Here is a 25,705-nt window from a genome sequence, read left to right as displayed (position 1 = left end):
AATGTCGCCAATATGCTCAATCGCTTCTGCGTCTACATGGCCTGGCACAACTACGCAAAGCCCTTCCGGATCAAAGCAAACCGAAAGGCGCGTATGACCCATGCAGAAGCTGCAGGCATACCTCGCGAGCTCGTGGCCACGGGGCGCGCATGGATGTTCCGTGAACGGGCATTTGTAAGTAGGCTCTCGCTCGATCTACTGGATCAGAAGCTCTGGAAGCGCGCATTCTCGACCCCTCTCAAGACGTCTGCGGAGTATCTGCCTCGCTATGCGCTTGCGTGAGTTTTCTCCTACCTGCCTTCTGCAAGGTTCGTAACACTATGCTTTTCTTGCAATGACCACACAGCGTTCTTCTTCTAGAAACGGCACCCATACAGACACAATTTGCGCGCGCGCTGCCAGATTTCCCAGCACCGCATCTTCGGAAAGCTCAGCCAGCTCGAGCCTGGCATGCATCAGACGGCCCTTGTACGCAAAGAGAGCGCCGCCCGGCTGGATTTTTTTCCAGATTGATCTAAATAATTTCTTGTCGCCGAATGGACGAAGCGCACGGAATACTACGCATTGAAAAGCTTCCTGCTCGTTTTCCGCCGTGCCCTGGCGAATTTCGACATTACTCAGGCCCAGCAGCGTTATCGCACTCTCCAGAAAACGAACGCGTTTTTCGAGCCGCTCGATCAGAACGAAAGGCCGCTCCGGAAACGCAATCGCAAGAGGAATGCCAGGAAAGCCCGCTCCTGTGCCAATATCGATCACTGTTGCCATGCCGTTCCGTGCAATACTGCTGTCGAGGCTGGCAAGCAACTCAGCGAGCACCCGCCACGGGCTCAGGCTATCGAGCACATGCTTGATGACAAGATCTTCGCCTTCAGCGCTCACCAGCCCATACAAGGGATTCCATCGCTCGATTTCATCGAGATATTGTATCAGTTTATCGAGAATTCCACTTGAGATATCGAAATCGAGGGCTGCAAGTCCTCGCGCGAGCAACGGTTCATGATTCATCGTTCTATACTATATCACCAGATAAACAACATGTATGTCAATGCGAGAATTAACAATAGCAGAAGCTTGCAATTGCAATGAAAGCAAAACGCGCGGCGCTCCGGCACGCTGCCCGAGCTTGGCGAAGGATTGACAGCCCATGCAACTATTTGGGATACTGAAGATCCATGAGAAAGCTATTATTCGTAACCGGAGGCGTGTGCTCTTCTCTGGGAAAGGGAATCGCCGCGTCCTCTATCGGTGCTCTCATGGAAGCGCGTGGATTCTCCGTGCAGATGGTAAAAATCGACCCCTACCTCAATGTCGATGCAGGCACAATGAGCCCCTATCAGCACGGCGAAGTGTATGTCACCGACGATGGAGCCGAAACCGACCTTGACCTCGGAAATTATGGGCGGTTCACCACCGCAAAGCTCAGCAGAGCTAATTCCATCACCACCGGCCAGGTCTATAAAGCAGTTATCGAAAAAGAACGCGCTGGCGAATACCTCGGCCGCACTGTACAAGTCGTCCCGCACATCACCAACGAAATAAAGCAGCGCATCCTAGCGGTAGCCAGCAACCCCGAAGTCGATATGACGATCGTCGAAATTGGCGGCACTGTCGGCGACATCGAGTCTGTCCCCTTTCTGGAAGCCTGCCGCCAGCTCATCCATGAATATGGCAAACAGAATGCCGTCTCCATTCATGTAACCCTGGTTCCGGCGGTCTCAGGCGGCGAAATCAAGACAAAGCCGACCCAGCACGCTGTCAAGGAATTGCAGGAAGTCGGAATCCAGCCTGATGCGCTCATCCTGCGTTCAGCCAAGCCATTGAGCGATGATGTGCGGCGCAAGATTTCGCTCTTCACCAATGTTGAGGAAGAAGGCGTTATCAGTGGCTACGATGCGCCCACGATCTACGAAGTGCCTCTCGCCTTTTATAACCAGAAGCTCGACACCTTCCTCTTGCGCAAAATGAATGTCGAAAGCCGCCATGCCGAGCTCGGCAAATGGCAGGCTGTCGTTCAGGCCGTCACCAAGCCGTCCCGCAAAGTAAAAATCGCGGTAGTGGGCAAGTACATGGACCTGCACGATTCCTACAAGTCGATATGGGAAGCGCTCTGCCACGGCGGTATCGCGCACAATGCGGGCCTCGAAATCGAAAAAGTCGATTCATCGCGCCTCGAAGATTCGAATGCCGACCTTGAAGCCATATTCAAAGGCATCCACGGCATCCTCGTGCCGGGCGGTTTCGGCGAACGCGGCATCGAAGGCATGATTCGCGCAGCCCGCTATGCCAGAGAAAATAAAATCCCCTACCTTGGCATTTGCCTTGGCATGCAGATTATGGTCATCGAATATGCGCGCTCGGTAATTGGCTGGCAGGATGCCCATTCAACCGAGTTCAACAAGGCTACTCCACACCCTGTCGTCTGCCTCCTCGAAGAACAAACAAGAATCAAGAATTACGGCGGAACCATGCGCCTCGGCGCCTACGAAGCGGTTACAAAGGCTGGCTCATTTATCAGAGCTGCTTACGGTACAGAGCAGATCAGCGAGCGTCACCGCCATCGCTACGAAGTGAACAACGATATCCGCCAGGAACTCGAAGCGCACAACCTGACAATCAGCGCGACTACCCCCAATGGCGAGCTTGTCGAAGCATGCGAATGGCCCGAACACCCATGGTCAGTCGGCGTACAATTCCACCCTGAATTCAAGTCCCGCCCAACTTCGCCGCACCCTTTGTTCAAGGAATTTATCCGGGCTGCCCTGAGCCATGCCGGAGCATAGGCTGGCAAGGAGCTGGATACATGGCAGGTAATGCCAGAGCATGGAAAACTTTCGCGCGTAGCAATGCCCGCGCATTCTGTGCTCTATGCTTGCTTTCTCTTTGTATGTCAGTTCTTTTGGCCTGCAGCCCACCCGCAGAAGATGTTACTCAATCTGCGCAAGCAGAAGCTCCCGACGCGCGTTTTTCGGACCTGACGAGAGATGAATATCGAAATGGCAAGCATTCGATGCGAATCACCGCTCAGATCGCCACATGGTATGAGCCTGACCAGCGGCTGGAAATCGAACATCTTGCATTTACCGCCTTCAATACCGATGACGGCTCTATTTCCGCCTCAGGAGAAGCGGAAAAAGCGACATTCTATGAATCCTCTGGCGATATCGAATTCTCGGGGTATGTACATCTGAAAAGCGCGGAAGGGGATATTTCTTTCAAAACCGACCACCTTGCCTACAAGCGAGCGCTCGATATCTTTGAAACACCGCTCGATTCCGATGTGACCATAAACGCGAAAAATCAATTATTCATGGCAGGAAGAGGCCTCTTGTTCGATGTAAAACAGAAATACTATGAAATTCGCGAATCAGTATCCGGTTCCGTTTATCAATAAAATGGAGTACTATAGCATCATGAAGACAAGAGCGCCTTTTTGGCTTCTTATAATTGTAATGATATTCACTGCATTCCAAGCTGGTTTTGCACAAGCCTCGAAGCCCGCAGCATCTGCGCAGCCAACCGCCCCAGCCAGTTCGCAGCAAGCTCCTGCTCCCTCACAGCCTGCGGCCCCTTCCGGCTCTCCTCAGCCCGCTGCAAGCCAAACCACTGAAGGCAAAAAGCCAATCACATTCAGCGCGCGCAGCGTCCAGGGTGTGCTCGCAAAAGGCAAAGAAAATACCATCCTTACCGGATCAGTCAAAATTACCACCGGCAGCCTCGTCATCACTGCAGACCGAGTCGAGCTCAGCGGAGAAGATTACGTCAATGTAGTGTGTTCAGGCAATGTCGTTGCGAACGACAGCGAAAAAGGATTCTCTTTGGTCGCAGAGAAGCTCAACTACCAGAGGGACAGCGAAATCGGCATCGCGCAGGGCAAGGTAGCTGTCAACGACACCAAGAACAACACCGTCATCAATGCTGAATGGGTAAGATTCGATCAGAAACAGTCAATTTTCGAAGCAGCTGTTTCCGTGCTCGTGCTCAAAGAAGACATGTCGATTCGAGCTGAATATGCGCACTATAACCGCGACACCGAAGAAATCAGACTGCATGGCGGTGCAGTTGCGATAACCGAAACAGGGCAACTGCAAGGCGACACCATAACGGCTTCTTCCGACTGGTCCAACTTGCAGATTTCCGGCGAAGTTTCCGGCAACATTACTTCGAAAGAAAAAACCGCAACGCAATGAGCATTGCAATTCTTGAAGCGGCGCATCTGCGAAAATCCTTTGGCCGGAAGCTCGCGGTCGCTGATGTCAGCTTTTCCATGCAGACAGGCGAAGTCATTGGCCTTCTCGGTCCGAATGGTGCTGGCAAAACAACTGTGTTCTACATGATTGCAGGTTTTCTCAAACCGAGTGCGGGCACTGTGCATTTCGACCGCAAGCCGATCGACCGACTTCCCATGTTCAAGCGCGCAATGCTTGGCATTTCCTATCTGCCCCAAGAAGCCTCGATATTTCGACGCATGACCGTTGAAGAAAATATTCTGGCTGTGCTTGAAGCGCGCAGCAGCCTGTCTCCGGCGGGGCGCCGCGAAAAAGCCCGCATGCTCATGGAAGAATTCGGCATTCAGCATGTCGCGAAACAGCCTGCCTATACCCTTTCCGGCGGCGAACGGCGCAGAACCGAAATCGCCAGGGCACTCGCCATCGAACCCAAATTCTTGCTGCTCGACGAACCATTCACCGGTATCGACCCCATTGCCATTCGCGAGATCAAGCATCTCATTCAGTCGCTCTCATCGAAAGGAATCGGCATTCTTCTGACCGACCACAATGTCCGTGACGCCCTCGCTATTACCACGCGAGCCTACATAATCAGCAAAGGCGTCATCGTCGCCCAGGGAGAACCACAGAGCATCATCGACGACCCCCTTGCGCGCGAAACCTATTTGGGGCAAGATTTCGAAATGTAAGGTTCGCTATAAGTCCAGCGACGTTTCGGGCAGCTGCTAAGTGTGGCAAGGCTTAGAAATGCTGGGCGCGCCGCAGGCCTTTTTCGATAATTACTCACAAAATAATATATAGTTGACGCCATGCCAGGCGCATGTTACATTTAAGACAGCCCGTATGGGCTGCCCACCATTCGTTATAGCGGAAAAGCCATGAGGTATTTTGATACTCACGCCCACATCGGGCTGATTTACGATGACCCGATTGAACAACTCCTTGTTTGCCAGCAGGCGAAGCTTGCCGGAGTCAGCCGCATTGTCAGTATTTGCAACAGCCTCGTGGACTTCAAGCAGGTGTATGAAAATCTGAAACCTGCAGAACATGTCTACCATGCTGTTGGTGTATCTCCGTCCGAGGTCAACAATCCCGGCAAGGACTGGCAGCGATATATCGAAGAAGCGACCAGACTCCCGCGCGTCATCGCCATAGGCGAAATCGGGCTCGATTACTACCACAAATTCGGGGACAAGCGCAGCCAGATCGAGCTCTTTATAGATCAGCTGGAAATCGCCGCGCGGCTCAATCTCCCTGTCATCATTCACAACAGAGAAGCTGGCCAGGATGTGCTCGATATTCTCAGAGACAGAATTCCGCCAGCCGGTGCAGTACTCCATTGCTATTCCGAAAACGCGGCCTATGCCGCGGACATCCTCGACCTTGGGCTTGATGTCTATTTCTCGTTTGCAGGGAATCTGACCTACCGGAATGCGCGCAATTTACATGAGACTGTCGCGTTTTTGCCTCTTGATCGAATTCTTCTCGAGAGCGAAGCGCCGTTCATGGTGCCTGCCGAATTCCGGAACAAGAGAAACATGCCGGAATACTTGCCATCCACCGCGCAGTTCCTCGCGGATTTCCTCAACATCGATGTGGAAGAGGTTGCAGAAACCACATACCAGAATGCGTGCAGATTTTTCAGGCTCAATCCATAGCAGATAGCAGCGGCCGCAGATGTGGCCGCTTGCGTCAGTGTAGATCGCTGCTGGATGCAGCTGGTATAGCTTGGATGCGCAGCGCGAATAGCTGCTTGCTGCGGCGGACCTGAGCCTTTGGATGCTAGCCCTAGGACAATCCCGAATGAGCACAAAAAAGATGCCGCCATTCCTGCTCGATGAGAAGAAATGGTCGGCACCATATTTCCTTGCGCCAGTCGCTGGCTATTCTGATGTCGCCTTTCGATCGATTTGCGCGGAGATGGGCGCCGCGCTTTGCTATACCGAAATGGTGAGCGCCGAAGCGCTTGTGCGAAACCATGCAAAAACAAAGGAACTCCTTGCCCGCGACTCCGCAGAAACTCACTACGCAATCCAGCTCTTCGGGGCAAACCCGGCAACGCTCGCAAAAGCTGCAGAGATTGTATCCGCATTTCAGCCTGCAGTAATCGACCTCAACTGCGGCTGCCCCGTGCCAAAAATAATCAAGGCGGGAGCGGGCTCTGCGCTCCTCAAGACGCCTGAGCGAATCGGCGAGATCGTCCGCGCAATGCGCAACGCAACCTCTGTCCCCATTTCCGTCAAAATACGTACCGGTTGGGACGAGAAATCCATCAATTACCTGGAGACTGCAGGGATGGCCATCGAAGCGGGAGCATGCGCGATCACCCTGCATGGCAGAACCCGCGCACAGGGGTATTCCGGCAAAGCGGACTGGGATGCAATCAAAGCGCTCGCTGCGCAAACCTCTGTCCCCATTTTTGGTTCCGGAGATGTCTTCAGCGCCGACGATGCGATTGCTATGCGGGCCTATACGGGCTGCGACGGTGTTATGATCGCGCGCGGCGCCATCGGAAACCCGTTCATTTTTCAGGAGCTTTGCCAGCGGGCAGCTGGCCAGCGCATCGATGAAGCTCTGTCCCCGAAAGTTGTAGCGCAGACAGCCCTTCACCATCTCGAACTTGCCGTAAAGTACCTTGGCGAACGAACAGCATGCGTCGAATTCCGGAAGCATTTTTGCGCGTATACGAAAGGCTTTGCGGGAGGAGCTGCACTACGCGCTCAGGCAGTCCGCTGCTCGACCTTTGCGGAATTCCAAAGACTACTTGAACTGTTTGCAGAATCAGCGGCTTGATGCAAGCCAATCTGGCATTGTCCCCAGATACTGCTCAAACGATGCCTGAAAGTCTTCGCCAATTGTGCCTTTCTGCGCATCGCTTTCAGTTCCTTCTCCCCTCGTGAGCATCGTTTTCAGCCATACCTCAAAAAAATCTCGAGAAAAGCTGTCCCAGTAATCCGGAAGAGCTACAGGGCTGCGCAATGTTCCCGCAACAATTTTGTTTTGCGCATACTCAGGGAAATATCTGGAAAGAACAGTTTCATTTGTCTGTTTTAGGCTGCTAAAGCCATCCAGCGGGCCAACATGGTCAGGAAGCAAGCGCTGCGTTTCCATTTCCTTCCAGATTTTCTCTTGATTCGCAGGCGTCAGGAGCCATTTTGAAAACGCAAATGCAGCCTTTTTGCCTTTAGCCCCTTTGGGGACACCCAAGTAGCGTGTTCCTTCTGTCAAGATCAGCTTTTGATTCGCTGCAGGATAGCGATACCGAAGCTGGGATTTTGCCGAATACGGAAGTTTGAAAAAATCACTCGCTTTCATAGGCCAAAACAGCACTCTGTTCTCAAGCACAAGCTGATATCCCGGCTTGTTGAAATATGAAAATGCAAAGGCATCTGCATCATCCTTTTTTACCTTTGAATCCAGCGAATTCAATGCCAGGACAGATTGCTCGAGACGATCCTTGTTCCATAGCAATGGCCATGTCTCGGCATCTCCGGATTTGGGGACAGAGGTTTGTTTCCAGTTCGGATTCGGCGAAAACCCAGCATCCTGAGCGAGAAGCCATGACTCTGCAAACTCCATATTCCATACAGACGAAAAACCCATCGCTGAAAGTACACCCTTTTCAGTGCGGGTAAACTTGTCTCCTGCTTCACGGATTGCATCGAGATCGAGCATGCTCGCCCCCGCTCCCAAACTGTCCGATTTTCGCTCCACGAGCACCATGCAATCGAATGAAACAGGAAGAAGAATCTGCTGGACCCCCTGTTTCCCGGCATCGAGCAATGCGGAGTACATGTCATTCGGATCGACGTAATAGCGCGAAAAAAGATCATCGAGCGGGTCAAGCTTCCGGATCACAGGCTTTGAAAGCAGAAATTTTGCAATGATGAGGGACGGAGGTTTGTTTGTTTTCATCAACGCGGTTGCAGCGTTCTCTTTGTATTCGACATCTACGGCAAACTGATCATTTTCTCTATTGAAAAGCTGGGCAGCAACAACGAGTTCAGGAATATCTGTCCAGATAAGCGCGCTCTGCGGAGATTGATTGCACGAATTAAACAAAACGAGTACACACAGCGCCATCGCACCAACGCAAGCCTGCACGCCTCGAAAAAAACCCTCTCTTTTCATTCCTCGCATATTCCTTTACTGTCATGCTATCATAGAGATAATTCCTGAGTAAGCGAAGGCAAGCACAAGGAGTGTATCCTGAGCACCGTGCAAGCAAACCAGAAAAACAGCAAGCCGCTCATCAACTGGCATTCTGACAGATTGAAAGAACGCTATGGCGAACATGTCTGGCGACTCGGCATTGATGCAGGCTTTTCCTGTCCGCACCGAAGTCCGGACAGATTGAAAGGCGGCTGCCGTTTCTGCGCACCAGACGGGAATATCGCTGCATATCAAAAAGCTGCAAGCTCTGTCCCCTCTGTAGCTCAACAAATCGAACGCGCCCTTGTCTTCACCCGAAGGCGCTATCACGCCAACGCCTTTTTCCTCTACTTCCAAGCATATTCATGTACAAATGCCCCCGTAAAAGCCCTTGCTGCGATTTACGACAACGCAATCGATGCATTCTGGATGGCTCTTGAGAGAATCACGCCCCTGGAAAGAGATGGCCTGAATTTTGCACAGAAGGGGGAAAACGCCGCCAGCACTAGCTTCCTGACCAGCACTAGCCCGCTGAAAGGCCTTGTCGTCTCAACGCGACCGGATTGTTTCGATTCTGAAAAAGCTGCGCTCCTCGCATCCTATCGAGAGCGGGGAATGGAAGTGTGGGTCGAGCTCGGCCTGCAGTCAGCACACGAAGAAACACTCTTGTTTATCCGAAGAGGCCATGGAGTCAAAGAATTCCTTGATGCAATGGAAATCGCGGGAAAAGCCCACCTGCGACGAGCTGTGCATCTCATGCTCGGGCTCCCTGGGGAATCACATTCGATGATGCTTGAGACTGCTCGCATTGTTGCCAACACGGGGACAGAGGGCGTTAAGTTCCATGATTTTCGCATCGCAAAGGGATCCGCTTTTGCCCGGGCTTTTCCGTGCGGCGAGATTACTGCAATGCATCCCTCCCGCTTGCCTGGCCTTCTCGCGGACTGCCTCGAAGTCCTGCCTCCTTCGACAGAGATAATCCGCATATCAGCGGACTTTCGCCCAGAAGAAGCAATCAACATTCATGCGCCCCTGGACAAGCACCACCTAGCTCGCCTCGTCGAAGATGAATTACGCCGGCGCAGTTCCTGCCAGGGACAGAGGTTTAATACCAGCCCTTGACAATTGCCCCGCTTTCTCGTATTGTCGATTCTCGCCGAATGGTTTGCATAGGTTGGAGCGGTGTCCGAGGGGTTTAAGGAGACGGTCTTGAAAACCGCTGTACCGCAAGGTACCGGGGGTTCGAATCCCCCCTGCTCCGTGATAAGCCATCAGGTTTGAGGAGAGGTGCGAGAGAGGCCGAATCGGGCTCCCTGCTAAGGAGTTGTACCTCTAAAGGGTACCGAGGGTTCGAATCCCTCCCTCTCCGGTTTTTCGTGAGGCTATAGCTCAGCTGGATAGAGCTTCAGATTGCGGATCTGAAGGTCGGAGGTTCGAATCCTCTTAGCCTCACTTTTTTTATTGGAGAGATGCGAGAGCGGTTGAATCGGGCGGTCTCGAAAACCGTTGAACCCTCTGGGTTCCGGGGGTTCGAATCCCCCTCTCTCCGCGATGTGAAACTGCGGGCAGGGGGCCCCGGTTTCTTCTTGATTGCTCACTTCGTTGGGCACAAACCTACCCCTGGAGAGATGACCGAGCGGCCGAAGGTGCACGATTGGAAGTCGTGAGTACCCCTAAAGGGTACCGAGGGTTCAAATCCCTCTCTCTCCGCTTGCAGCTTGAGCGCATAAGGCCAGGCACTGTGCTCGTAACCACTGCCTAACCCCGCCAGGTCCGGAAGGAAGCAACGGTACGCAGCAGGTGCGGTGCCGCAGAGCGCCTGGCTTTATGCGCTTTGCCTGCTTTACCCTTCACCCCCATCATGCTATTTTTCCTACATGCCCTTTGAAGTAACCGCTACACGAAAGCGTCCACAAAATTTCGAACAGCTTGCTGGCCAGAATTTTGTCGCCGCCACGTTGATTTCATCGTTAGAACAGGGGCGCATCGCGCACGCGTACCTCTTTTCAGGCCCTCGGGGATGCGGCAAGACGAGCACTGCGCGCATTCTTGCAAAAGCACTCAACTGCGAACATGGCCCTACGCCACACCCCTGCGGGACATGTGCTTCCTGCCTTTCAATTTCCAGCGGTTCCTCGCTCGATGTCATTGAAATCGACGGCGCTTCAAATACCTCTGTAGATAACATTCGCCAGATAAAAGACGAAGTGCTGTTCGCTCCCAACTCCGGACGATACAAAATCTATATCATCGACGAAGTCCATATGCTCTCAATGAGCGCTTTCAATGCGTTACTCAAAACAATCGAAGAACCGCCGCCATATATCGTTTTTATTTTTGCAACGACAGAGCCGCATAAAGTTCCCGCAACAATCAAGAGCCGCTGCCAGCAGTTCAATTTCAGGCTTGTGCCGGCGGAAACCATCCTTGAGCTGCTGCGACAGGCCGCAGCAGAAACTGGTGTAGAGACAGAAGAAGAGGCACTCCTCTGGATTGCGCGAGAGGCCGCTGGCTCGGTAAGGGATGCATATACCTTGTTCGACCAAATCGCTTCGTTTTCCGGCACTAAAATTACTGCGCAAAACATACGCGACACACTCGGGCTTGTGGGACTCGATCGCCTCAATGCACTGTTTCGCGCGATTGTCGCGAATGATACTAAAGCAGCTTTCACAACTCTCGACGAAATTCTTATCCGCGGCGTGTCTCCCGAGCAATTTCTCTCCGATGCTGTCGATTATTGCCGCTCTATTCTGCTCATTCATAATGATATACAAAAGGAAGGCCTTCTGTGTGCGCCGCGCAGCACTTTCGACGCTGATGTTCTTGGGGTGCTGACTAAAGAGCGAGCAGAATATGCCATCGCGGTGCTTCTGGATACCTATCGCCACCTCAAGGAGACCATCGATCCCCGATTCGAGCTGGAGCTAGCCATTGCCAAACTCAGCCGTATTTCAGCCTATATTAGCCAATCCGAATTATTCGATGCGATCAAAGCTATCAAGCATACATTTTTGCCGCAGGGATCATCGCAGAAAGGACTTCCTCTCCCTTTTCAGGAACGCGCGAGCAAGAATGACAGCGCTGAAGAAGCCCCGCTTCTTCGGGATCTGCGCTCGCGCCAACCAGAATCCCAAAGTGCTCAATCAGCCCGGCAGACCAGCCGCCCCAGCCAGCCCCCAGAGACCCTGGCGCAGAAAAACAACAGCCAGTACAGTAGCCCACTAGACCAGGAGAAGCCCTCGGTCCAGCTATCTGCGTCGCGCTCGGGGACAGAGGTTGAGCCTGCCTCTTCAGTATCGTCTTCGCCTTCAGAATTGAGAAAAAGAATTATTGCCAAACTGAGAGCAGAGAACCTCTTTTTAGCTTCAGCACTCGAAAAGTCCGGCGAATGGATTCCGAAGCACAATGGTTTTATCATTCCCGTTGTGAATAAAGTGGAGCTTGATCTCATCTCGCGCTTCTCGGCTCTCATTGCATCGACAGGCGCACAACTTATGGGAGCTCCCTGCGCGATCGAAGCACACCTTCAAAAACTTCAGGAAGTGCTCCACGATGAAGATTCGCCAAAGAAAAGCGCTCTTATGCGCGATTCCGAAACCGGAAATGCACACGCTCAAATCTCGTCTGATGAAGTTCCTCAACATGATCAGACTCCAGAAACGAACCTGCTCAAAGAGAAAAGCACCCTCAGCAGCTTTCAATCCGCCGAAGATGCCTTCAACGGCTCTGATGAAGGATCTCTGCCACAGAATAACCCAGCGCCGCCTTCAAGTCTCGACGAAAATGATATCCGCTTAATCGAGCTCGTTCGAAAAATGTTCAAAGGAAAAGTCATAGAAACCAAACCTGCCTTCGAGCCTTCCGCTGAAAGCAGAACCTCTGCTCATGCCTCCGTCCCCATCATCGAGCCGCCAGATATTCCAGAAGAGCCAGAAGAATTTCCCGATACAGATACAGAAGAAGAAAGCTATGATTAAGCATCTATGATTGCACAACAGCATAGAAGCTGGAGGTTAAAATGGACCTATCGAACATCTTCGACATGCTGAAAAATCCTCAGGCATTGAAAGCGCAAGCCGAAGAGATGCAGAAAAAAATGAATGCTATTCGCGCGACAGGACAAGCAGGCGGTGGCATGGTTAAAATTACGCTTTCTGGAAACATGGAAATGCTCGAATGTGAAATTTCGCCTGAGCTTTCCGAATTCAAAGATATTCCCCTCCTGCAGGACTTGATTCGCGCAGCCCATCACAACGCAGCTGAAAAAATAAAGGAAGAAATCCAGAACGAATTTGCTGGATCGCTTGGTGGATTCGGGTCGGGCATGCCCTTCGGGAATTTGCCGGGGAACTTTTCGGGGACAGAGGTTTGATTTGATTGATTGCCTCGCAAAGGATACAAAATGAAAGCCATCGAGGATCTTGTTTCGCTGCTCACGCGGCTCCCGGGAATAGGGCGAAAAAGCGCGCTTCGAATTGCCTACTCGCTGCTGAAATCGGACATTGCGTTCAGTGAAGCCCTTGCGGATCACATCAGGACGCTGCGCTCTACTATCCATTTCTGCGCTGAATGCGGTTCTTATGCAGAATCAGAGCTGTGCCAGGTCTGCTCAGATGCATCTCGCGACCGCAGCATTATGTGTGTTGTCGAGCAGCCTCAAGATGTCATCACAATCGAAGCATCGAAAGAATATAAAGGACTTTACCATGTGCTTGGCGGCCTTCTTTCTCCTCTTGAAGGCGTCGGGCCAGACAAACTCAATATTGGCAAGCTTATCCAGCGAATCCATTCGTCAATCTCAACCTCTGTCCCCATTCGGGAAATTATCATCGCAACAAACCCCACCATCGAAGGCGACACGACCGCGCTCTATCTCAAGAAACTCCTTGAAAAGGAACCGGTGAAAGTTACAAGGCTTGCGACAGGCATACCAGTCGGTGGGGATCTTGAGTACGCAGATCGATTGACGCTTGCGCGTTCGTTCCATGGAAGATCAGCGCTCTGAAGCAATGGTAGCTGCCTTTTCGGCAAGATCATTGGAGCCTTTCCAGGCTGCGCTACGGAGAGCAAGAGCGGCGTCTCTGCGGCAAAGCTATTCAGCATTGCCCTAATTCAGCCTGCATTTTGCTAGTCTGGATTTTATGATATAATATTATTGAAACAAATATATCATAGCTCATCAGATTTTCCTTGAGGGAGATTCCAAATGCGTGCATCTGCGATTGCTCATGTGCTCAATGCTGAAGTCATAACATGCCAAGAACTTGCTGATGACCTGGAGATTATCACCGCATGCGGTTCGGATATGATGAGCGATGTCATTGCTTTTGTGAAAGATCGCGTCGCGCTGCTCACAGGGCTGACCAATCCGCAAGTCATCCGGACGGCAGAATTAATGGATATCCGATTGATTATTTTTGTGAGAGGCAAAAAACCTTCAAGCGAAATGATCCAGATGGCAAAAGAACAGAGCATTATGCTCATGAGCACTCAAGACAGCATGTTTATCGCATGCGGCAAGCTATATCAAGCCGGAATAATGGGAGATATTGCATATCAAGCTCGCTAAAATGCCGCCGGAACATTCAAATTCTGCCTTTCGTCCAAACAGGCAAAATAAGGATGCCACCTGTGTTAATTGAATACATCATTCCAAGGATGGATTTCTCTGCTGCAGGGAAGGCTTCAACAGACATGAAGCGCCGTTTGACCCAGCTCGGACTTCCTGTAGCCTTGATTAAGCGTATTGCCATCGCGATGTACGAGGCCGAGATGAATGTCGCAATTCATGGGGACGGAGGAAAAGCCGAAGTCGAAATTCTCGAAGATTGCATCTCGACACGCTTCACAGATAAAGGCCCAGGTATCGCAGATATAGAACTCGCCATGCAGGAGGGATTTTCGACGGCTTCGGAAGAAATCCGGAATATGGGATTTGGCGCCGGCATGGGATTGCCCAACATGAAACGGAATGCTGATGAGCTTATCATTCAGAGCGAACCAGGAAGAGGCACGACCGTCATCATGCGGTTCAAACTCCAGACAGGAGAACTATAAGTGAACAATAAAACCTTACAAAATCAAGAAAATAATATCCGGACATTCCATTCGGTGCAGCTGGATGCTGATCTGTGCGTAGGATGCACAACATGCATCAAGTTCTGCCCTACCAAAGCTATCCGCGTAAGAGACGGCAAAGCGAAAATTTTTGAAGACAGATGCATCGATTGTGGTGAATGTATCCGCCGATGCCCAAAAGGCGCAAAAAAGGCAATCTCTGATCCTTTGTTCATCCTTGATGGATATGATCTCAAAGTCGCTCTCCCAGCTCCGTCCCTCTATGCTCAATTTGGCACAAGATATTCTCAATCAGATATATTTGCTGCGCTCCACCATATGGGATTCGACGAGGTATTCGATGTTGCCTGGGGAGCAATCGTTGCTACAGAAATTACTCGCTCAATCCTCGCCAAGCCTGGCCCAGCCCCCCGAATATCAAGTGCTTGCCCGGTCATCGTCCGGCTGATCCAGCAAAGATTCCCCAGCCTCATACCCAATCTCATGCCTATCCTCCCCCCTTCAGAGATTGCTGCGCGCGAAGCAAGAAAACGTCTTTCAGAAATTTCAAGAAAAATCGGCATTTTTTTTCTTAGCCCTTGCACCGCCAAAGTAACTGCAGTCCGCATGCCTTTAGGATATTCTCAATCCTCCATCGATGCGGTCATCTCTTTTAGCGATATCTTTCTACCGCTCAAGCGAGCGCTTGAAGAACGCAAACCTCTGTCCCCAAAGAAAGGATTCAAAAGCTCTGTCCCCCAAGCCTCCTCTGGGCATAGCCCAATTCTTCCCATGATGGACAATCTCGAACCAGGAATGGGCTGGGCTCGCTCCGATGGAGAACTCGATGCTTTGCGGATTCCTGATTCTGTTTCCGTCGATGGCATTTCGAATGTCATCGATCTATTCGAAGCAATAGAAAATGGAAATATTGAATCAATCCAATATATTGAAGCACTTGCATGTCCGGGCGGTTGTGTCGGCGGACCGATGGCTGTCGAAAATCCTCATATCGCGCGCTCGAATATGCGCCAGCGCTGTCAAAAGGACAATCTCGCGGCAGAAGCAAGCAGTTCCCCGATGAAAGCAATCAAACCTCCGTCCCCAAAGCTACCAGAACAAGAAGAACTGCCATCATACATCTGGACAGAACAGGTATCGCCGAAGCCCGTCCTTGTCCTCGATGCCGATTTGTCGAAAGCTCTTGAAATGGCTGAAAAAATCGATACAATCCATGCACAGCTGCCAGGTATCGATTGTGGGGCATGCGGAGCTCCCGATTGTGATTGCCTTGCTGAGGATATTGTTCGGGGTTTTGCATCGATTGAGGACTGCCGCCTTCTGGAACACCCATATAGCAAAGGCACAAAGGAGAACATTCATTCAGAAGGCTTATCGACTTGAATGCGAGGTGAAATTTTGTGAAAAAAATTCTTCACTTCCTGACAGGATAAGAATCTTTATACTGAAGTTATGCAAATTTGACAAACAGCTATGGAATGAGTATAGTATTTTACGATATGCTTGAATTTTATGTAATATCATGAAAGATATTCCAGCTATTCATGAACAAGATTGAGATCAAACATTCAACAAGAGGGTAATATACTTGAACAAGAAGGATTTTCCTCATATCCATTTCTACGATCAAGACTTCGTCGATATTTATGATAGAACCTGGGCATGGATTGCTGATTGCTGGACGAATGGAGGCAGCCAGACAAAAATCGGCAAGATTAAATTTTTCTATTACCCTGAAAAGAAAAAGCTCGATTTTCTTGAGCAGGTCTTTTCCAGCTTCTTTCTTGTCTACAGCAATCGAATTTACTCAGCATCAAATGGCCTTGATGCCTTGTATGCGCTTCAAGAACCCGATGGCGCTATTCGAACAGCATACGATATCGAGACAGGGCAGGCTGTGATGCCCGCTGATAATCCGCTTGGTGTAACCCTTCCGCTTCTGGCTTGGGCGGAATTCAATCTCTATCACAAAACCGCAAATAAGAAGCGCGTAAAAGAAGTAATGCCAGCTCTGAGCAAGCACTACAAATGGCTTGAAGCAAATTTCAAAATGCCCAATGGCCTTTTTGCGACACCATTATCCTCCACCGGCATGGATAATTCTCCGCGGGAGAATGCTCGATACTTTATCGATTTCAATGCCGCAATAGCGATGAATGCGCTCTATCTTTCTGCACTTGGGGATATTCTCAACGACAAGGATGCATCATTTCTTTATAAGCGCGATTATTTCTCCATCAAAACACGAATCAATTCCAAAATGTGGAACGCCGATGACGGATTTTATTATGACCTCGATGAAAATGAGAATCAGGTAAAAACCAAGACAATTGGCACCTACTGGATTCTTCTTGCCGAAATTCCGAACGAGGAACGAGCAGAAAAGCTCGTCGCAAAGCTCAAAGATCCCCATTGCTTTGGCACGGAAAATCCCTTCCCCTCTCTTTCTGCTGATCACCCCGCATTCGATCGAAAAGGCCAGGGTTTTCGCGGATCGGTTTTCCCGTGGCTCACTTTTATGGTGATCAAAGGGCTGGAAAAATATTACTTCTACGAACTCGCAAGAGATTCAGCAATTCGCCATTTGTATTATATCCTTGATTCAATGCATGCGAGCGATCATGAATCGAACCGGCATCATAGCCGCCCCACCGTCTGGAGTGCCTATCAGCCTATGAATGAGGGAAAGGCAATTTGGGATGAACATCCTGATTGGCCTCTTCCGAACCATTTCCCTTCCAACGGCCTCTCGACGGTCACTCTGATCATTGAGAATATTGTTGGCTTATACATTTCTCTGCCGCGCAAAACTGTCGACTGGATCATACCCAATCTCGAAGTGATGGGCATCGAAAATCTTTCACTGAAAAGAAATATGATTACGATTCTTTCCAGCAAGTCAGGTCGGGGATGGGAGATACATATGGAAAGCGAAAAACTTTATTACTTCACTATAAATGTGCTCGGGAAAAAGAAAAAAACGCTCCCTATTCCCTCAGGCAAATGCTCGATGCTCATAGACAAAATTTAAGCTGACATACGGGGCATCTGTCTCGTAGATGCGCCATCGAAGAACTCATGGGACTACGCGCACAGATACCGACCCCATAAGAGCAACGCCGCCAATTTCCAGAATCCCTTGATTGTTGCTTCCAAAAGGAACGTCAGCTCGGCTTATCGCTTCGCCCATAATCGGCACGACAGAAAGATGCACCAGCATGTCCGGAGAGACAATAATCCTCGTCTCTCCCATTATCGCAATTACTTCAATATGCATGCCAGAAGCCGGCACCTCGATGTCCCTGAGATCTATCACCGTCGAGCCCATCAAAGTAATGCTCGAAGCTGACTTCCCCAAAAGCATTCTGCCATTCACTTTCCGTTCCCCCATGATGCAGAGAAAGAAGTCTCCAGGCCTGGGAAAAGAATTGAGAGCGGAATTGGGGGACAGAGGTTCAAAAGAGGCCTTTGATCTTGAGATGTCTTGATTGAGGGACAGAGGTTTATCTGTACTATCAAATGGAGTACGGTTACTGCCTTCTTGCGCTGATTTGCCGCCAGAACCAGCGACAATCACCGAATTTAAAACGCTCTGAGGATCAGAAGCTTTTTGCATTTCATCTGCGAGCCGCTCATACTCCTCGAGGGAAATAGCATCTTTAACGTACAAGTTCGTAAGCTGATCAAGCGCTTTTTCGCGGGGGTCTGCGAAACCCTGATCATGGGAGTTTCTTTCCCTTGCGCTTCTGTCTCTCCTTTCTCTGCTCATTGCCCTCTCCTTGGCTTAGATAATTTGAACCAGCCCGACTATTTGAAACATGCGCGATATAATCCTGTATAGCCTCACAGAACCGTACTGTATAATTCACTCAATTATTGTCCCGACAAACGCTTTTTCATATAAAATATCAGACAAATTTTGCAAATTTGTGCCAGAAGCAAAAATTACTTTAAGCCCTATTTCTCTCGCTCTGGCAGCAGCTACTGGATCAAAAGGAACATTTGCTCCAGGATTCCAATCCGCCCCTGTCATCTTTATAAGAGAATCGAACGTTATGCGAGAAAGAGGCCTCGCGGCAGGATTTATTCGCGGATCAGAATCATATATCTGAGAAATATTCGAAAGATTGATTACTTTTTTAGCGCTGAAACGCTCCGCAAGCAGGACTGCGTCATAATCGGTTGAAAATCCTGGTTTCCATCCTGCTGCAACAAGAATGCGCCCATTCGCTTCGAAGCCAGAGGAAGGATCAGTGATTATGGGATCAATACAGCAATCTGCAAAGACTTCCTTGACTAGCTGCGCATTGAGCCTTGTTGCAGCGATTCCAATTCTATCAAGTGCTTCGTTGGAGCAAGAAAAATCTCGTAAACCTCTGTCCCCATTCACCTCTGAAAAATTCGAGAGAAATTCCCGATAGGCCTTCTGCCAGTTCCGCGCTGCAGCGCCCCCGCCAACAACTATAATTGCGCGTCTGTCGTCTCCATTCAGCCAAGACAAAAGAATATTTCGAAATTGCATAAGAAAAATGCCGCTTGGGCCTTCCTGCGGAGCTACAATTGAACCACCCAGCGATATCACTATATTCATTGCTGCCTCCATAACGGGAAATCAGTTATTTGCATGAAAAAGCCTATTGCACAGTCTGAACAATAATTCCGGGAGAAGAGAAAAAGCGTAATGACGATGTGCCCTCTCGCCATTTTGATGGTATTCCCTTCCCCAAGGCCCAACATTGATGACCGGAGTATCCAATGGGCTTTCAAGATATTTATCCAGATATGATTGCAGCACAGCAGACTCTTTCTTTACAAATTCGATTGCTTCACGACTGACCGAAGGTGCAAGGAAGCTCATATCTGAGATCCCGGGAAAATAGGGACGGAGCTTGATTGATTCTCCATAATCCCTATTAAAGCTCATAACCTCATCTTTAATAATCGAGAGAAAACCTTGATCCCGTTCCGAATCAAGTTGGGCCTTTGCATAAAATGGCGGAGCAAAACCAACGATTGCACTTGGCCCTTCTATTTGGGCATATGACAATAGTTCATGTACGATTTTGAAAGTCTGCTGTACCTTGTCTTCAGGGAAGCTCTTTTCAGCAAATCTCTGAAGGCGATCTAAAATGCCTGGTACCACTCGCTCAGCGCGTTTTGCTAATTCATGGAATTCAATTATCTCTGAAGAGAATTTGTACATTGTCACATGTTCGTTCTTTTTTCGAGAAAATGCTGAAGCTCTTTCGTATATGAGAGAAATAGAATTATCAAGCGCTTTCTGAACTATCGTTTTGAAGTGATCAAATACTTTCTCTGGATCTTTCTCAAAAGTAAGAATATTGACAGCGCAGAATACATCTGCTGGCATTGTAACATCGTATCTGTTGCGCATTTCTCGGTAGTATAAAATAGAAGGTGGCGGGGGTTCTTCTCCTGGTACCAATGCTCTGATATTCATACTATCGCTATTACATTCAATTTCTCTTGCGAAGACTGCTGAAGCAATTACAGGATTAAACCCATCAAATGGAGACCCCGCATGCGCTGGCTTGCCGACAAATACAACAAAAGGAAGCAATTTGCTCACTGAGCCAAGAAAGACCGCTTTCCCTTCAGCTCCGTCCCCAGAATCTACAGAAGCATCAAGATTGATAATCGCTTCATAATGAAGTGCATGCTCATCGGCAAAATCGGAGAGCATTTTTTTTGCAGCCTTCATGCCTGTAGAGGAGCCTTCTTCATCAGGGACTGCAATAAAAAGAATATTGCCTGTGCGATCATCTTTTTTTAAAAAGCGGACCATAGCAGCGATACCAGCAGCAAGCCCGCTTTTCATATCGAGCATCCCGCGGCCAGGAATAAAAGCTGTGCTTTCCAGATCTTTTTTTAAAAGGAGCTCAGAAGAAGAAAGATTGGTTTTTGAGGAAAGCATTTGAAGCATTCGCTTAGAAAGGGCTTCAGGATCGAAAGCAAAAGGCTCAAGTACACCATAGGCATTCGTGTCAACCACATCATAGTGGCCAGCAAGAACCACGCATGAAGATCCTTTGCCCGGGGCAAAAGCAAGAACATTTCTCCGCCCTTTGCTATCACCTTCAATCGGTACATCATGTATTAATTCCGGATGCAAGCTGAAAAATGGCTGCTCTCTTAAAATCGAAATAAGAACATCCGGGAAAGATGATTCGCCTGAGGTGTTTGTCACACTGGGGGCTCTGACCAACCTAATTGCAAGAGCTTGAGTGTCATCTATTTCTATCTTTTTTTTCATATCGCCGGAACTCTACCATAAAACCTAATCCTAAGGGGAGTGCTTCGATATGGAGAAGAATGCTATAGGAAAGCTATAGGGACAGAGGTTTAGGAGATCTAATCAATCTGCAAGAACGGATTGATTGGGAATGCAATCTAAACCTCCGTCCCCAAAATGCGACTATCACTTCAATGAGAAGTGCTTCCTAATCTTCTCCAGGTTTTGCTTATTAAGCGTTGTGGAACCCTCCGAAGTATATGAAAAAGCAATCAAATCTTGATAAATTTGAGCAGCTTTGTGCCTAACTAACTTCATTGTCGAATTGATAGTGCCATTCTGCTCGCTGAATGGTTCTTCCAATATCTGAAATACTGCGGGAATCCATGCTGGCTGAACTTTTTTCGCTTTGGGGTCTGTCTTAAAGCGATAAAACTCATCAGTCAGGATACTTAGAAGCTGTTCTGCGGTATTGATTGAATTGCTGCGAATCAAATGCTTTACTTTGTTTTCATCAAGTGTAACTAATGCGATGGTATATTTTTTATGATCACACCAGACCATTATTTGATCAAATACTTCTGTAGATGCTGTAATCGCTTCCTCAATTTCCTCTGGGCTGTATTTTTCGCCATCTTCACGAATTAAAAGAGCTTTTTCTCTACCCACAACCACGAGAAAACCGTCTTCATCAATATAGCCCAAATCGCCTGTCCATAGCCTTCCTTCACGAAGAGCTTCAGCAGTTGCTTCAGGATTTTTATAGTATCCTAACATGACATTTTCACCAGTAATGGTGATATGCCCGATGGTGCCAGGTGTAAGCTCCGTCCCCATTTCATCCATGATTTTGCACTTTACAGAAGGGGCGATAGCCCCAGATGTCCCAAATTTATGAATTCTTGGCGAATTTGACGAGATTACTGGAGCTGCTTCTGTCAGCCCATATCCTTGATATACAGGCACACCCAGAGCTGCAAAGAACTGTTGCTGCTTAATATCCAGCAGAGCTCCGCCTCCAACACAGAATCTTATTGAATTTCCAAACAATGCCTTTTTAACTTTATTAAAGACAAGAAACCTGGCTATAAAATATGGAAAGAATGATTTTAACCGATCTTGAAAAGGTGGTGTATGAAAACCATCTCCATGCCATAGAATCCCAGCATTAATTCCGCTCTTGAATATTTTCTCTATAAAACCGCCCTTTTCCTCAATCGCTGCAATGATTTTCTTCATAAAATTGCCCGAAAGAGAAGGAACAGTAAGCAGAAAGATTGGATTGCTTTCTTTGAGATTTATAGGAATGTTTCTTAGAGTAGCAATCCCTCCACCTCGTGAATCAACAAAATATAGAGAAATACCGCATAGCATTGCTGTATAAAGACCTACAGTGTGAGCAAAAGAGTGGTCGACAGGGAGAATCAGCAAAGTTCGAAAATAAAGAGGATTATCAAAAAGCTCCACCGCATCATGACAGTTCGACCAATAATTCAAATGAGTAAGCATGATGCCCTTTGGATTGCCTGTGGTGCCAGAGGTATAAGATATCGTCACAACATCATTCTCTTTTGTTTCATTTTCTATTAAATCTAATCGTTCTTCATATTCTTTTTTTTCTTTTAGCAAGACAGAACCTACAGAGAGCGCTTTTTGCAATGTAATAAAAGAATCATCCCGCACTTTGTGCTTTTTTAAAATGCTCTGTCCCCATTCGATATCATCATCAAGATATACGATATCAATTTTCTTTAGACCAGCTAAATTGAGAGCATTTGCCAACTTTTCTAGCTGATTGTGTGTAGTACAAATCACTTTTGCCTCAGAATGCTGAATTCTGAATGGTATTTCATCCGGGAGAAGTTTGATAGAAAGAGGGACAGAGATCATGCCCGCAGAAAGCACACCTAGTTCTGAGATAAGCCACTCTGGCGAACCTTCCGCAATAATTGCAGCTCTGTCCCCAGCTTTGAGGTCATTTGCCAATAGCCAAGCAGCAAATTGACGCGCCTTTTGCCGCACTTCCTTAAAAGTCGTCGGCATATAGCCAGAATCAGTCCTTTTTAGCGCATAGGGGATGTCAGGATATTTCTGTTCAGCTTCCTTCAACATTTGCAAAACTGTCCTCTTCATCATATTCCCTTTCTATTAGCAAAAAATGATGGTTTATTATTGCATCTGAAAAGATAGGAGTAAATAGCTCTTGAATTTTTAAATTGAATAAGCCAATTCATGCGTCATTAAAGTGTGAGACGAACGAGAACACTGAAAGATGGATCCTGGTATCATATAATCGCCAGGATAAACAGAGGCGAATGCATATTCGACAATGAAGAAATAAAGCGCCTTTTTCTCAATATCGTTTTAAGGGCAAAAAAGAATAAAAAGCATCCTTATCGATTTGAAATTGCGAATTTCTGCATTATGGGTAATCACGTCCACTTCTTACTAAAGCCAGCACATGGGGAATCCTTATCAAGAATAATGCAATGGATACTTTCAGTTTTTGCAATTCATTATAATAAATGGGCAAACACAAAAGGACATGTTTGGTACGATCGATTCAAGAGCATTATTATAAACAGCTTGCAGCAATTTCTTTCAACATTTGAATATATTACGAATAATCCAATAAAAGCAGGCTTATGCTCACGCGCATCTGAATATAAATATAGTGGACAATATTTTATTTCTATAAATGATTTTAGCCTAATAGAAAAGCATCCGATTTTCTAGTAAAAAGAGATTATCAATAATAGCCAAACAGATGCTGATCTTCACATCTCGATAGAGTTTACCTATCGATAAATCTCCCCTAAATCTAATCTTTTCACATTACAGATTTCATGAAGACAGCCTTTTTGTTATGCCTGACTGCGATTATCTCTGCAATTATTGATATCGCAATCTCATACTGTGTCTGAGCTCCAATATCAAGACCAATAGGCGCATTGATTCTATTAAGTTGTTCCGTTGAAAATCCTTCCTCGATCAGCTTCTTTCGCAAAGAAACAATCTTCTTTTTCGAACCAAGTATCCCGCAATATGCCCATTCCTTTCCCAGACAATATCGAACGGCTCTTTCATAATTGAATTGAAAATTAACTACTATGTAGCTTGATTGGTCTAGGATTGGGGACAGAGCTTGCTCGAGATTCGGCCCACAAATAATAGAGTGCGCCATTGGAAATTTGCTCTTATTTGCGATTTCAGATCGTTCATCTAGGATGATGATTTTAAAGTCAAGGTTTTGTGCAATTATTGCAGTTGCAAGACTAATGTCTTCTGCTCCAATAATAATCAGTTTGGGTTGCGGTTCATACACTTCAATAAAAACTTCAATTTTTCTCTTCGTTGAATCAGGAAAGGATTCGTCAATCCGAGGAGGTATTTCTTCGATCCAAACAAATTTGCTAGACCTCAATGCTAAACAAGCTTTCGCTTGTTCGATCGCCTCCATCTCAAATTCTCTGCCTCCTAAAGAACCATAACTTTGGCCATTCTCACACAAGATGAGCTTTTGAGCATTTTGAGGAGCTCTCTGGGGGACAGAGGTTTGAGTATTGACCAAGCTTATCACCGCGAACCTCCGTCCCTCATTCAGCAATTGCTGCTTTATTCTCAAAAAACTGTCTTCAATGACCATGTTCCAAAACCTTCTTCAGCCTATTTGATGATCCTATGCATTTCTTCGTATTTCGGCTATAATAAAAATTGATAAGTCACATTTTATATTCAATTATATCTTTCTCATTTATGGAAGGCCTTGAATGAGTTATTCTGATCCTACCCATTTGGGTATTATCGCTTGTCCTGGAGCCGAAGCATTTGCGAATCAGGTCATTCGAAAGCTATCGGGTATCTATAAACATCGCTTTGCACGAAAAGCTCAAGCAATTGCCAGTCGCTATCATATTACTCCCGAACTAGTCATAAGAAAAATCAATTTTGCAAATGACTGCAATACTGGGATGCTTTTTCTCCCTGGAAACACCGATCGCTATCGTCCACCTCAGTTCAAAATCAATGTTCGGCATACCTTTTTTGCTAATGGCGAAATTAAAACCGAAATCCTTGAGTCAATCCGTGGCAGAAACATTTATATTTTTCAAGACATCGAAAACCATCAGCCTATTTCATTCAATGATGGAACAGTACATAAAGTACTCTCTGTCAATGATCATATTTTTAATCTCTTTGTAGCCGTAGATGCTGCTATGCAAGCCGGTGCCGCAGAAATCAATCTCGTGCTTCCAATCTATCCTTATTCTCGACAGCACAAGAAAAAAGGAAGAGAAGGTCTGACCGCCGCTCGGATAGGAAAAATGCTTGAAAGCCTGGGCGTCAACCGCATAATAACCCTCGACATCCATTCCAAAGAGATCGAGAATGCCTTTGATCGACTTAGAATGGAAAACCTTCATGCTTCTTTCCAAATCATCGATAAACTGATGTCCATCGTCGATATTGCAAAAGAAGAAATGGTCGTTCTGGCTCCCGATACTGGCGCCGTCGATCGAAATAAATTCTATGCAAATGCTCTGCAAAAACCTTTGGCGCTGCTTTATAAAGAGAGGGACTATTCGAAAGTCAGCAAGAATGCTGCAGATTCAAATATCAGTGAAGTGCGTCTGCTTGGCGATGTCACAAATAAAGTTGTATTTATGGCTGATGATATGATAGGTACTGGCGGAACTCTTATAAAAGCAATGAGATATTTAAAAGATCTAGGAGCGACAAAAGTAATATGCGCAGTCAGTCTTCCGCTCTTTTCTGGCAATGCTGTCGATGATTTTGATGCTGCCTACAAAGAAGGACTTTTCTTCAGAATCATAGGCACAAATGCCATCTATCATAATGAATTGCTGAAAAAAGAATGGTATATCCAAAGCGATGTTACAGGCCTTTTTGCCCAGGTAATCAGCTTGTTGCATCATAATAGATCCTTGAGCTCTCTTCTGGATAATAGAGACGTTGTCGCGCGCTTGATTAA

The 25,705-nt window shown here is 47.7% G+C and carries 24 protein-coding genes, 5 tRNA genes and 1 other RNA gene; 23 read left to right on the top strand and 7 right to left on the bottom strand.

Translation table 11 applies throughout. From position 1 onward, the window contains the following. The coding region (locus GAP13_RS09955; RefSeq protein ID WP_503473380.1) for a hypothetical protein at window positions 1-282 on the top strand (282 nt) is incomplete at its 5' end. Window positions 283-318: 36 nt separating this feature from the next. On the opposite strand, the gene rsmG is transcribed toward GAP13_RS09955, so the two are convergent. After that, complete coding sequence (rsmG, locus tag GAP13_RS09950; protein ID WP_158908167.1) at window positions 319-1,005, bottom strand: 16S rRNA (guanine(527)-N(7))-methyltransferase RsmG; 687 nt, start codon at window positions 1,003-1,005, stop codon at window positions 319-321. A 167-nt stretch (window positions 1,006-1,172) separates the two neighbouring features. Here rsmG and pyrG point away from each other — a divergent pair, with 167 nt between their 5' ends. The 6 genes from pyrG (at window position 1,173) to dusB (ending at window position 7,019) form a co-directional block, all read left to right on the top strand. Beyond that, on the top strand, window positions 1,173-2,780 hold the full coding sequence (gene pyrG / locus GAP13_RS09945; RefSeq protein WP_158908166.1) for a CTP synthase: 1,608 nt from the start codon (window positions 1,173-1,175) through the stop codon (window positions 2,778-2,780). 20 nt (window positions 2,781-2,800) lie between these two features. Continuing rightward, complete coding sequence (lptC, locus tag GAP13_RS09940; protein WP_306769200.1) at window positions 2,801-3,391, top strand: LPS export ABC transporter periplasmic protein LptC; 591 nt, start codon at window positions 2,801-2,803, stop codon at window positions 3,389-3,391. A gap of 19 nt (window positions 3,392-3,410) precedes the next feature. Then, complete coding sequence (locus tag GAP13_RS09935) at window positions 3,411-4,187, top strand: LptA/OstA family protein (RefSeq protein WP_158908164.1); 777 nt, start codon at window positions 3,411-3,413, stop codon at window positions 4,185-4,187. Beyond that, entirely contained in the window at window positions 4,184-4,915 is a 732-nt protein-coding gene (gene lptB, locus GAP13_RS09930) for an LPS export ABC transporter ATP-binding protein (protein ID WP_158908163.1), read from the top strand. Before GAP13_RS09935 ends, lptB begins: the two co-directional genes overlap by 4 nt. Before the next feature lie 189 nt (window positions 4,916-5,104). Further along, on the top strand, window positions 5,105-5,884 hold the full coding sequence (locus GAP13_RS09925; protein WP_158908162.1) for a TatD family hydrolase: 780 nt from the start codon (window positions 5,105-5,107) through the stop codon (window positions 5,882-5,884). A 145-nt stretch (window positions 5,885-6,029) separates the two neighbouring features. Next, entirely contained in the window at window positions 6,030-7,019 is a 990-nt protein-coding gene (gene dusB / locus GAP13_RS09920; protein WP_241864336.1) for a tRNA dihydrouridine synthase DusB, read from the top strand. Here dusB and GAP13_RS09915 read toward each other — a convergent pair. Next, the gene (locus tag GAP13_RS09915; RefSeq protein WP_158908161.1) at window positions 7,008-8,357 is read right to left on the bottom strand and encodes a type 2 periplasmic-binding domain-containing protein; all 1,350 of its coding nucleotides are present in this window, start codon (window positions 8,355-8,357) and stop codon (window positions 7,008-7,010) included. The genes dusB and GAP13_RS09915 overlap by 12 nt on opposite strands. An 87-nt stretch (window positions 8,358-8,444) precedes the next feature. Between GAP13_RS09915 and GAP13_RS09910 the strand changes: the two genes are divergently transcribed. From GAP13_RS09910 to GAP13_RS09845, 14 genes are all read left to right on the top strand, one after another. Next, window positions 8,445-9,500 (top strand): radical SAM protein, encoded by a 1,056-nt coding sequence (locus GAP13_RS09910; protein WP_158908160.1) that lies wholly within the window; start codon window positions 8,445-8,447, stop codon window positions 9,498-9,500. A 54-nt stretch (window positions 9,501-9,554) separates the two neighbouring features. Beyond that, a tRNA-Ser gene (locus GAP13_RS09905) sits at window positions 9,555-9,639 on the top strand. A 20-nt stretch (window positions 9,640-9,659) separates the two neighbouring features. Further along, window positions 9,660-9,747, top strand: a tRNA-Ser gene (locus GAP13_RS09900). 9 nt (window positions 9,748-9,756) lie between these two features. Continuing rightward, window positions 9,757-9,830, top strand: a tRNA-Arg gene (locus GAP13_RS09895). A gap of 11 nt (window positions 9,831-9,841) precedes the next feature. Next, window positions 9,842-9,927, top strand: a tRNA-Ser gene (locus tag GAP13_RS09890). A 73-nt stretch (window positions 9,928-10,000) separates the two neighbouring features. Beyond that, window positions 10,001-10,088: transfer RNA gene (locus tag GAP13_RS09885), tRNA-Ser, on the top strand. Between the two features lie 20 nt (window positions 10,089-10,108). After that, window positions 10,109-10,206, top strand: an RNA gene (ffs, locus tag GAP13_RS09880) — signal recognition particle sRNA small type. 49 nt (window positions 10,207-10,255) lie between these two features. After that, entirely contained in the window at window positions 10,256-12,358 is a 2,103-nt protein-coding gene (gene dnaX, locus GAP13_RS09875) for a DNA polymerase III subunit gamma/tau (protein ID WP_158908159.1), read from the top strand. A 41-nt stretch (window positions 12,359-12,399) separates the two neighbouring features. Next, window positions 12,400-12,753 carry a YbaB/EbfC family nucleoid-associated protein gene (locus tag GAP13_RS09870; protein WP_158908158.1) on the top strand — a complete coding sequence of 118 codons (354 nt, stop codon included), beginning with the start codon at window positions 12,400-12,402 and terminating at the stop codon, window positions 12,751-12,753. 30 nt (window positions 12,754-12,783) lie between these two features. Continuing rightward, window positions 12,784-13,386 (top strand): recombination mediator RecR, encoded by a 603-nt coding sequence (gene recR / locus GAP13_RS09865; RefSeq protein ID WP_158908157.1) that lies wholly within the window; start codon window positions 12,784-12,786, stop codon window positions 13,384-13,386. Window positions 13,387-13,587: 201 nt separating this feature from the next. Then, window positions 13,588-13,950: a DRTGG domain-containing protein gene (locus tag GAP13_RS09860; protein ID WP_158908156.1), complete on the top strand. Its 363-nt coding sequence runs from the start codon at window positions 13,588-13,590 to the stop codon at window positions 13,948-13,950. A gap of 62 nt (window positions 13,951-14,012) precedes the next feature. After that, the gene (locus GAP13_RS09855) at window positions 14,013-14,438 is read left to right on the top strand and encodes an ATP-binding protein (RefSeq protein WP_241864335.1); all 426 of its coding nucleotides are present in this window, start codon (window positions 14,013-14,015) and stop codon (window positions 14,436-14,438) included. Beyond that, complete coding sequence (locus tag GAP13_RS09850; RefSeq protein WP_158908154.1) at window positions 14,439-15,842, top strand: [Fe-Fe] hydrogenase large subunit C-terminal domain-containing protein; 1,404 nt, start codon at window positions 14,439-14,441, stop codon at window positions 15,840-15,842. 205 nt (window positions 15,843-16,047) lie between these two features. Then, window positions 16,048-17,490 (top strand): MGH1-like glycoside hydrolase domain-containing protein, encoded by a 1,443-nt coding sequence (locus tag GAP13_RS09845; RefSeq protein ID WP_158908153.1) that lies wholly within the window; start codon window positions 16,048-16,050, stop codon window positions 17,488-17,490. A gap of 45 nt (window positions 17,491-17,535) precedes the next feature. Here GAP13_RS09845 and GAP13_RS09840 read toward each other — a convergent pair whose 3' ends face one another. The 4 genes from GAP13_RS09840 to GAP13_RS09825 all read right to left on the bottom strand — a co-directional run bounded on the left by GAP13_RS09840 (window position 17,536) and on the right by GAP13_RS09825 (window position 22,848). Next, on the bottom strand, window positions 17,536-17,850 hold the full coding sequence (locus GAP13_RS09840) for a LiaF domain-containing protein (RefSeq protein ID WP_158908152.1): 315 nt from the start codon (window positions 17,848-17,850) through the stop codon (window positions 17,536-17,538). 474 nt (window positions 17,851-18,324) lie between these two features. Beyond that, complete coding sequence (pyrH, locus tag GAP13_RS09835; protein WP_158908151.1) at window positions 18,325-19,050, bottom strand: UMP kinase; 726 nt, start codon at window positions 19,048-19,050, stop codon at window positions 18,325-18,327. A 21-nt stretch (window positions 19,051-19,071) separates the two neighbouring features. Then, window positions 19,072-20,733 carry a M20/M25/M40 family metallo-hydrolase gene (locus GAP13_RS09830; RefSeq protein ID WP_158908150.1) on the bottom strand — a complete coding sequence of 554 codons (1,662 nt, stop codon included), beginning with the start codon at window positions 20,731-20,733 and terminating at the stop codon, window positions 19,072-19,074. Window positions 20,734-20,898: 165 nt separating this feature from the next. Beyond that, window positions 20,899-22,848 (bottom strand): AMP-dependent synthetase/ligase, encoded by a 1,950-nt coding sequence (locus GAP13_RS09825; RefSeq protein ID WP_241864334.1) that lies wholly within the window; start codon window positions 22,846-22,848, stop codon window positions 20,899-20,901. Between the two features lie 111 nt (window positions 22,849-22,959). Between GAP13_RS09825 and GAP13_RS13315 the strand changes: the two genes are divergently transcribed. Next, window positions 22,960-23,448, top strand: a complete 489-nt coding sequence (locus GAP13_RS13315) for a transposase (RefSeq protein WP_158908149.1) — start codon at window positions 22,960-22,962, stop codon at window positions 23,446-23,448. 94 nt (window positions 23,449-23,542) lie between these two features. Here the strand turns inward: GAP13_RS13315 and GAP13_RS09815 are convergent, their stop codons facing one another. Then, complete coding sequence (locus tag GAP13_RS09815; RefSeq protein ID WP_158908148.1) at window positions 23,543-24,358, bottom strand: XdhC family protein; 816 nt, start codon at window positions 24,356-24,358, stop codon at window positions 23,543-23,545. A gap of 124 nt (window positions 24,359-24,482) precedes the next feature. On the opposite strand from GAP13_RS09815, the gene prs reads away from it, so the two are divergent. Then, on the top strand, window positions 24,483-25,705 hold a 1,223-nt coding region (prs, locus tag GAP13_RS09810), incomplete at its 3' end, for a ribose-phosphate diphosphokinase (protein ID WP_158908147.1).

The sequence above is a fragment of the Rectinema subterraneum genome (assembly GCA_009768935.1).
In the GTDB taxonomy this organism is placed as follows: Bacteria; Spirochaetota; Spirochaetia; order Treponematales; family Rectinemataceae; genus Rectinema; species Rectinema subterraneum.
Note: the sequence above shows the minus strand (reverse complement) of the source record. Positions and strands in the feature narration are given on the sequence as shown.

Coding starts and splice junctions, on each gene's coding strand:
- GAP13_RS09935 (WP_158908164.1), top strand. CDS start 3,411: ATGAAGACAAGAGCGCCTTTTTGGCTTCTTATAATTGTAATGATATTC.
- GAP13_RS09925 (WP_158908162.1), top strand. CDS start 5,105: ATGAGGTATTTTGATACTCACGCCCACATCGGGCTGATTTACGATGAC.
- GAP13_RS09840 (WP_158908152.1), bottom strand. CDS start 17,850: ATGGGGGAACGGAAAGTGAATGGCAGAATGCTTTTGGGGAAGTCAGCT.
- dusB (WP_241864336.1), top strand. CDS start 6,030: ATGAGCACAAAAAAGATGCCGCCATTCCTGCTCGATGAGAAGAAATGG.
- rsmG (WP_158908167.1), bottom strand. CDS start 1,005: ATGAATCATGAACCGTTGCTCGCGCGAGGACTTGCAGCCCTCGATTTC.
- lptC (WP_306769200.1), top strand. CDS start 2,801: ATGGCAGGTAATGCCAGAGCATGGAAAACTTTCGCGCGTAGCAATGCC.
- GAP13_RS09830 (WP_158908150.1), bottom strand. CDS start 20,733: ATGAAAAAAAAGATAGAAATAGATGACACTCAAGCTCTTGCAATTAGG.
- GAP13_RS09915 (WP_158908161.1), bottom strand. CDS start 8,357: ATGAAAAGAGAGGGTTTTTTTCGAGGCGTGCAGGCTTGCGTTGGTGCG.
- recR (WP_158908157.1), top strand. CDS start 12,784: ATGAAAGCCATCGAGGATCTTGTTTCGCTGCTCACGCGGCTCCCGGGA.
- GAP13_RS09815 (WP_158908148.1), bottom strand. CDS start 24,358: ATGGTCATTGAAGACAGTTTTTTGAGAATAAAGCAGCAATTGCTGAAT.
- lptB (WP_158908163.1), top strand. CDS start 4,184: ATGAGCATTGCAATTCTTGAAGCGGCGCATCTGCGAAAATCCTTTGGC.
- pyrH (WP_158908151.1), bottom strand. CDS start 19,050: ATGAATATAGTGATATCGCTGGGTGGTTCAATTGTAGCTCCGCAGGAA.
- pyrG (WP_158908166.1), top strand. CDS start 1,173: ATGAGAAAGCTATTATTCGTAACCGGAGGCGTGTGCTCTTCTCTGGGA.
- GAP13_RS09860 (WP_158908156.1), top strand. CDS start 13,588: ATGCGTGCATCTGCGATTGCTCATGTGCTCAATGCTGAAGTCATAACA.
- GAP13_RS09870 (WP_158908158.1), top strand. CDS start 12,400: ATGGACCTATCGAACATCTTCGACATGCTGAAAAATCCTCAGGCATTG.
- GAP13_RS09825 (WP_241864334.1), bottom strand. CDS start 22,848: ATGATGAAGAGGACAGTTTTGCAAATGTTGAAGGAAGCTGAACAGAAA.
- dnaX (WP_158908159.1), top strand. CDS start 10,256: ATGCCCTTTGAAGTAACCGCTACACGAAAGCGTCCACAAAATTTCGAA.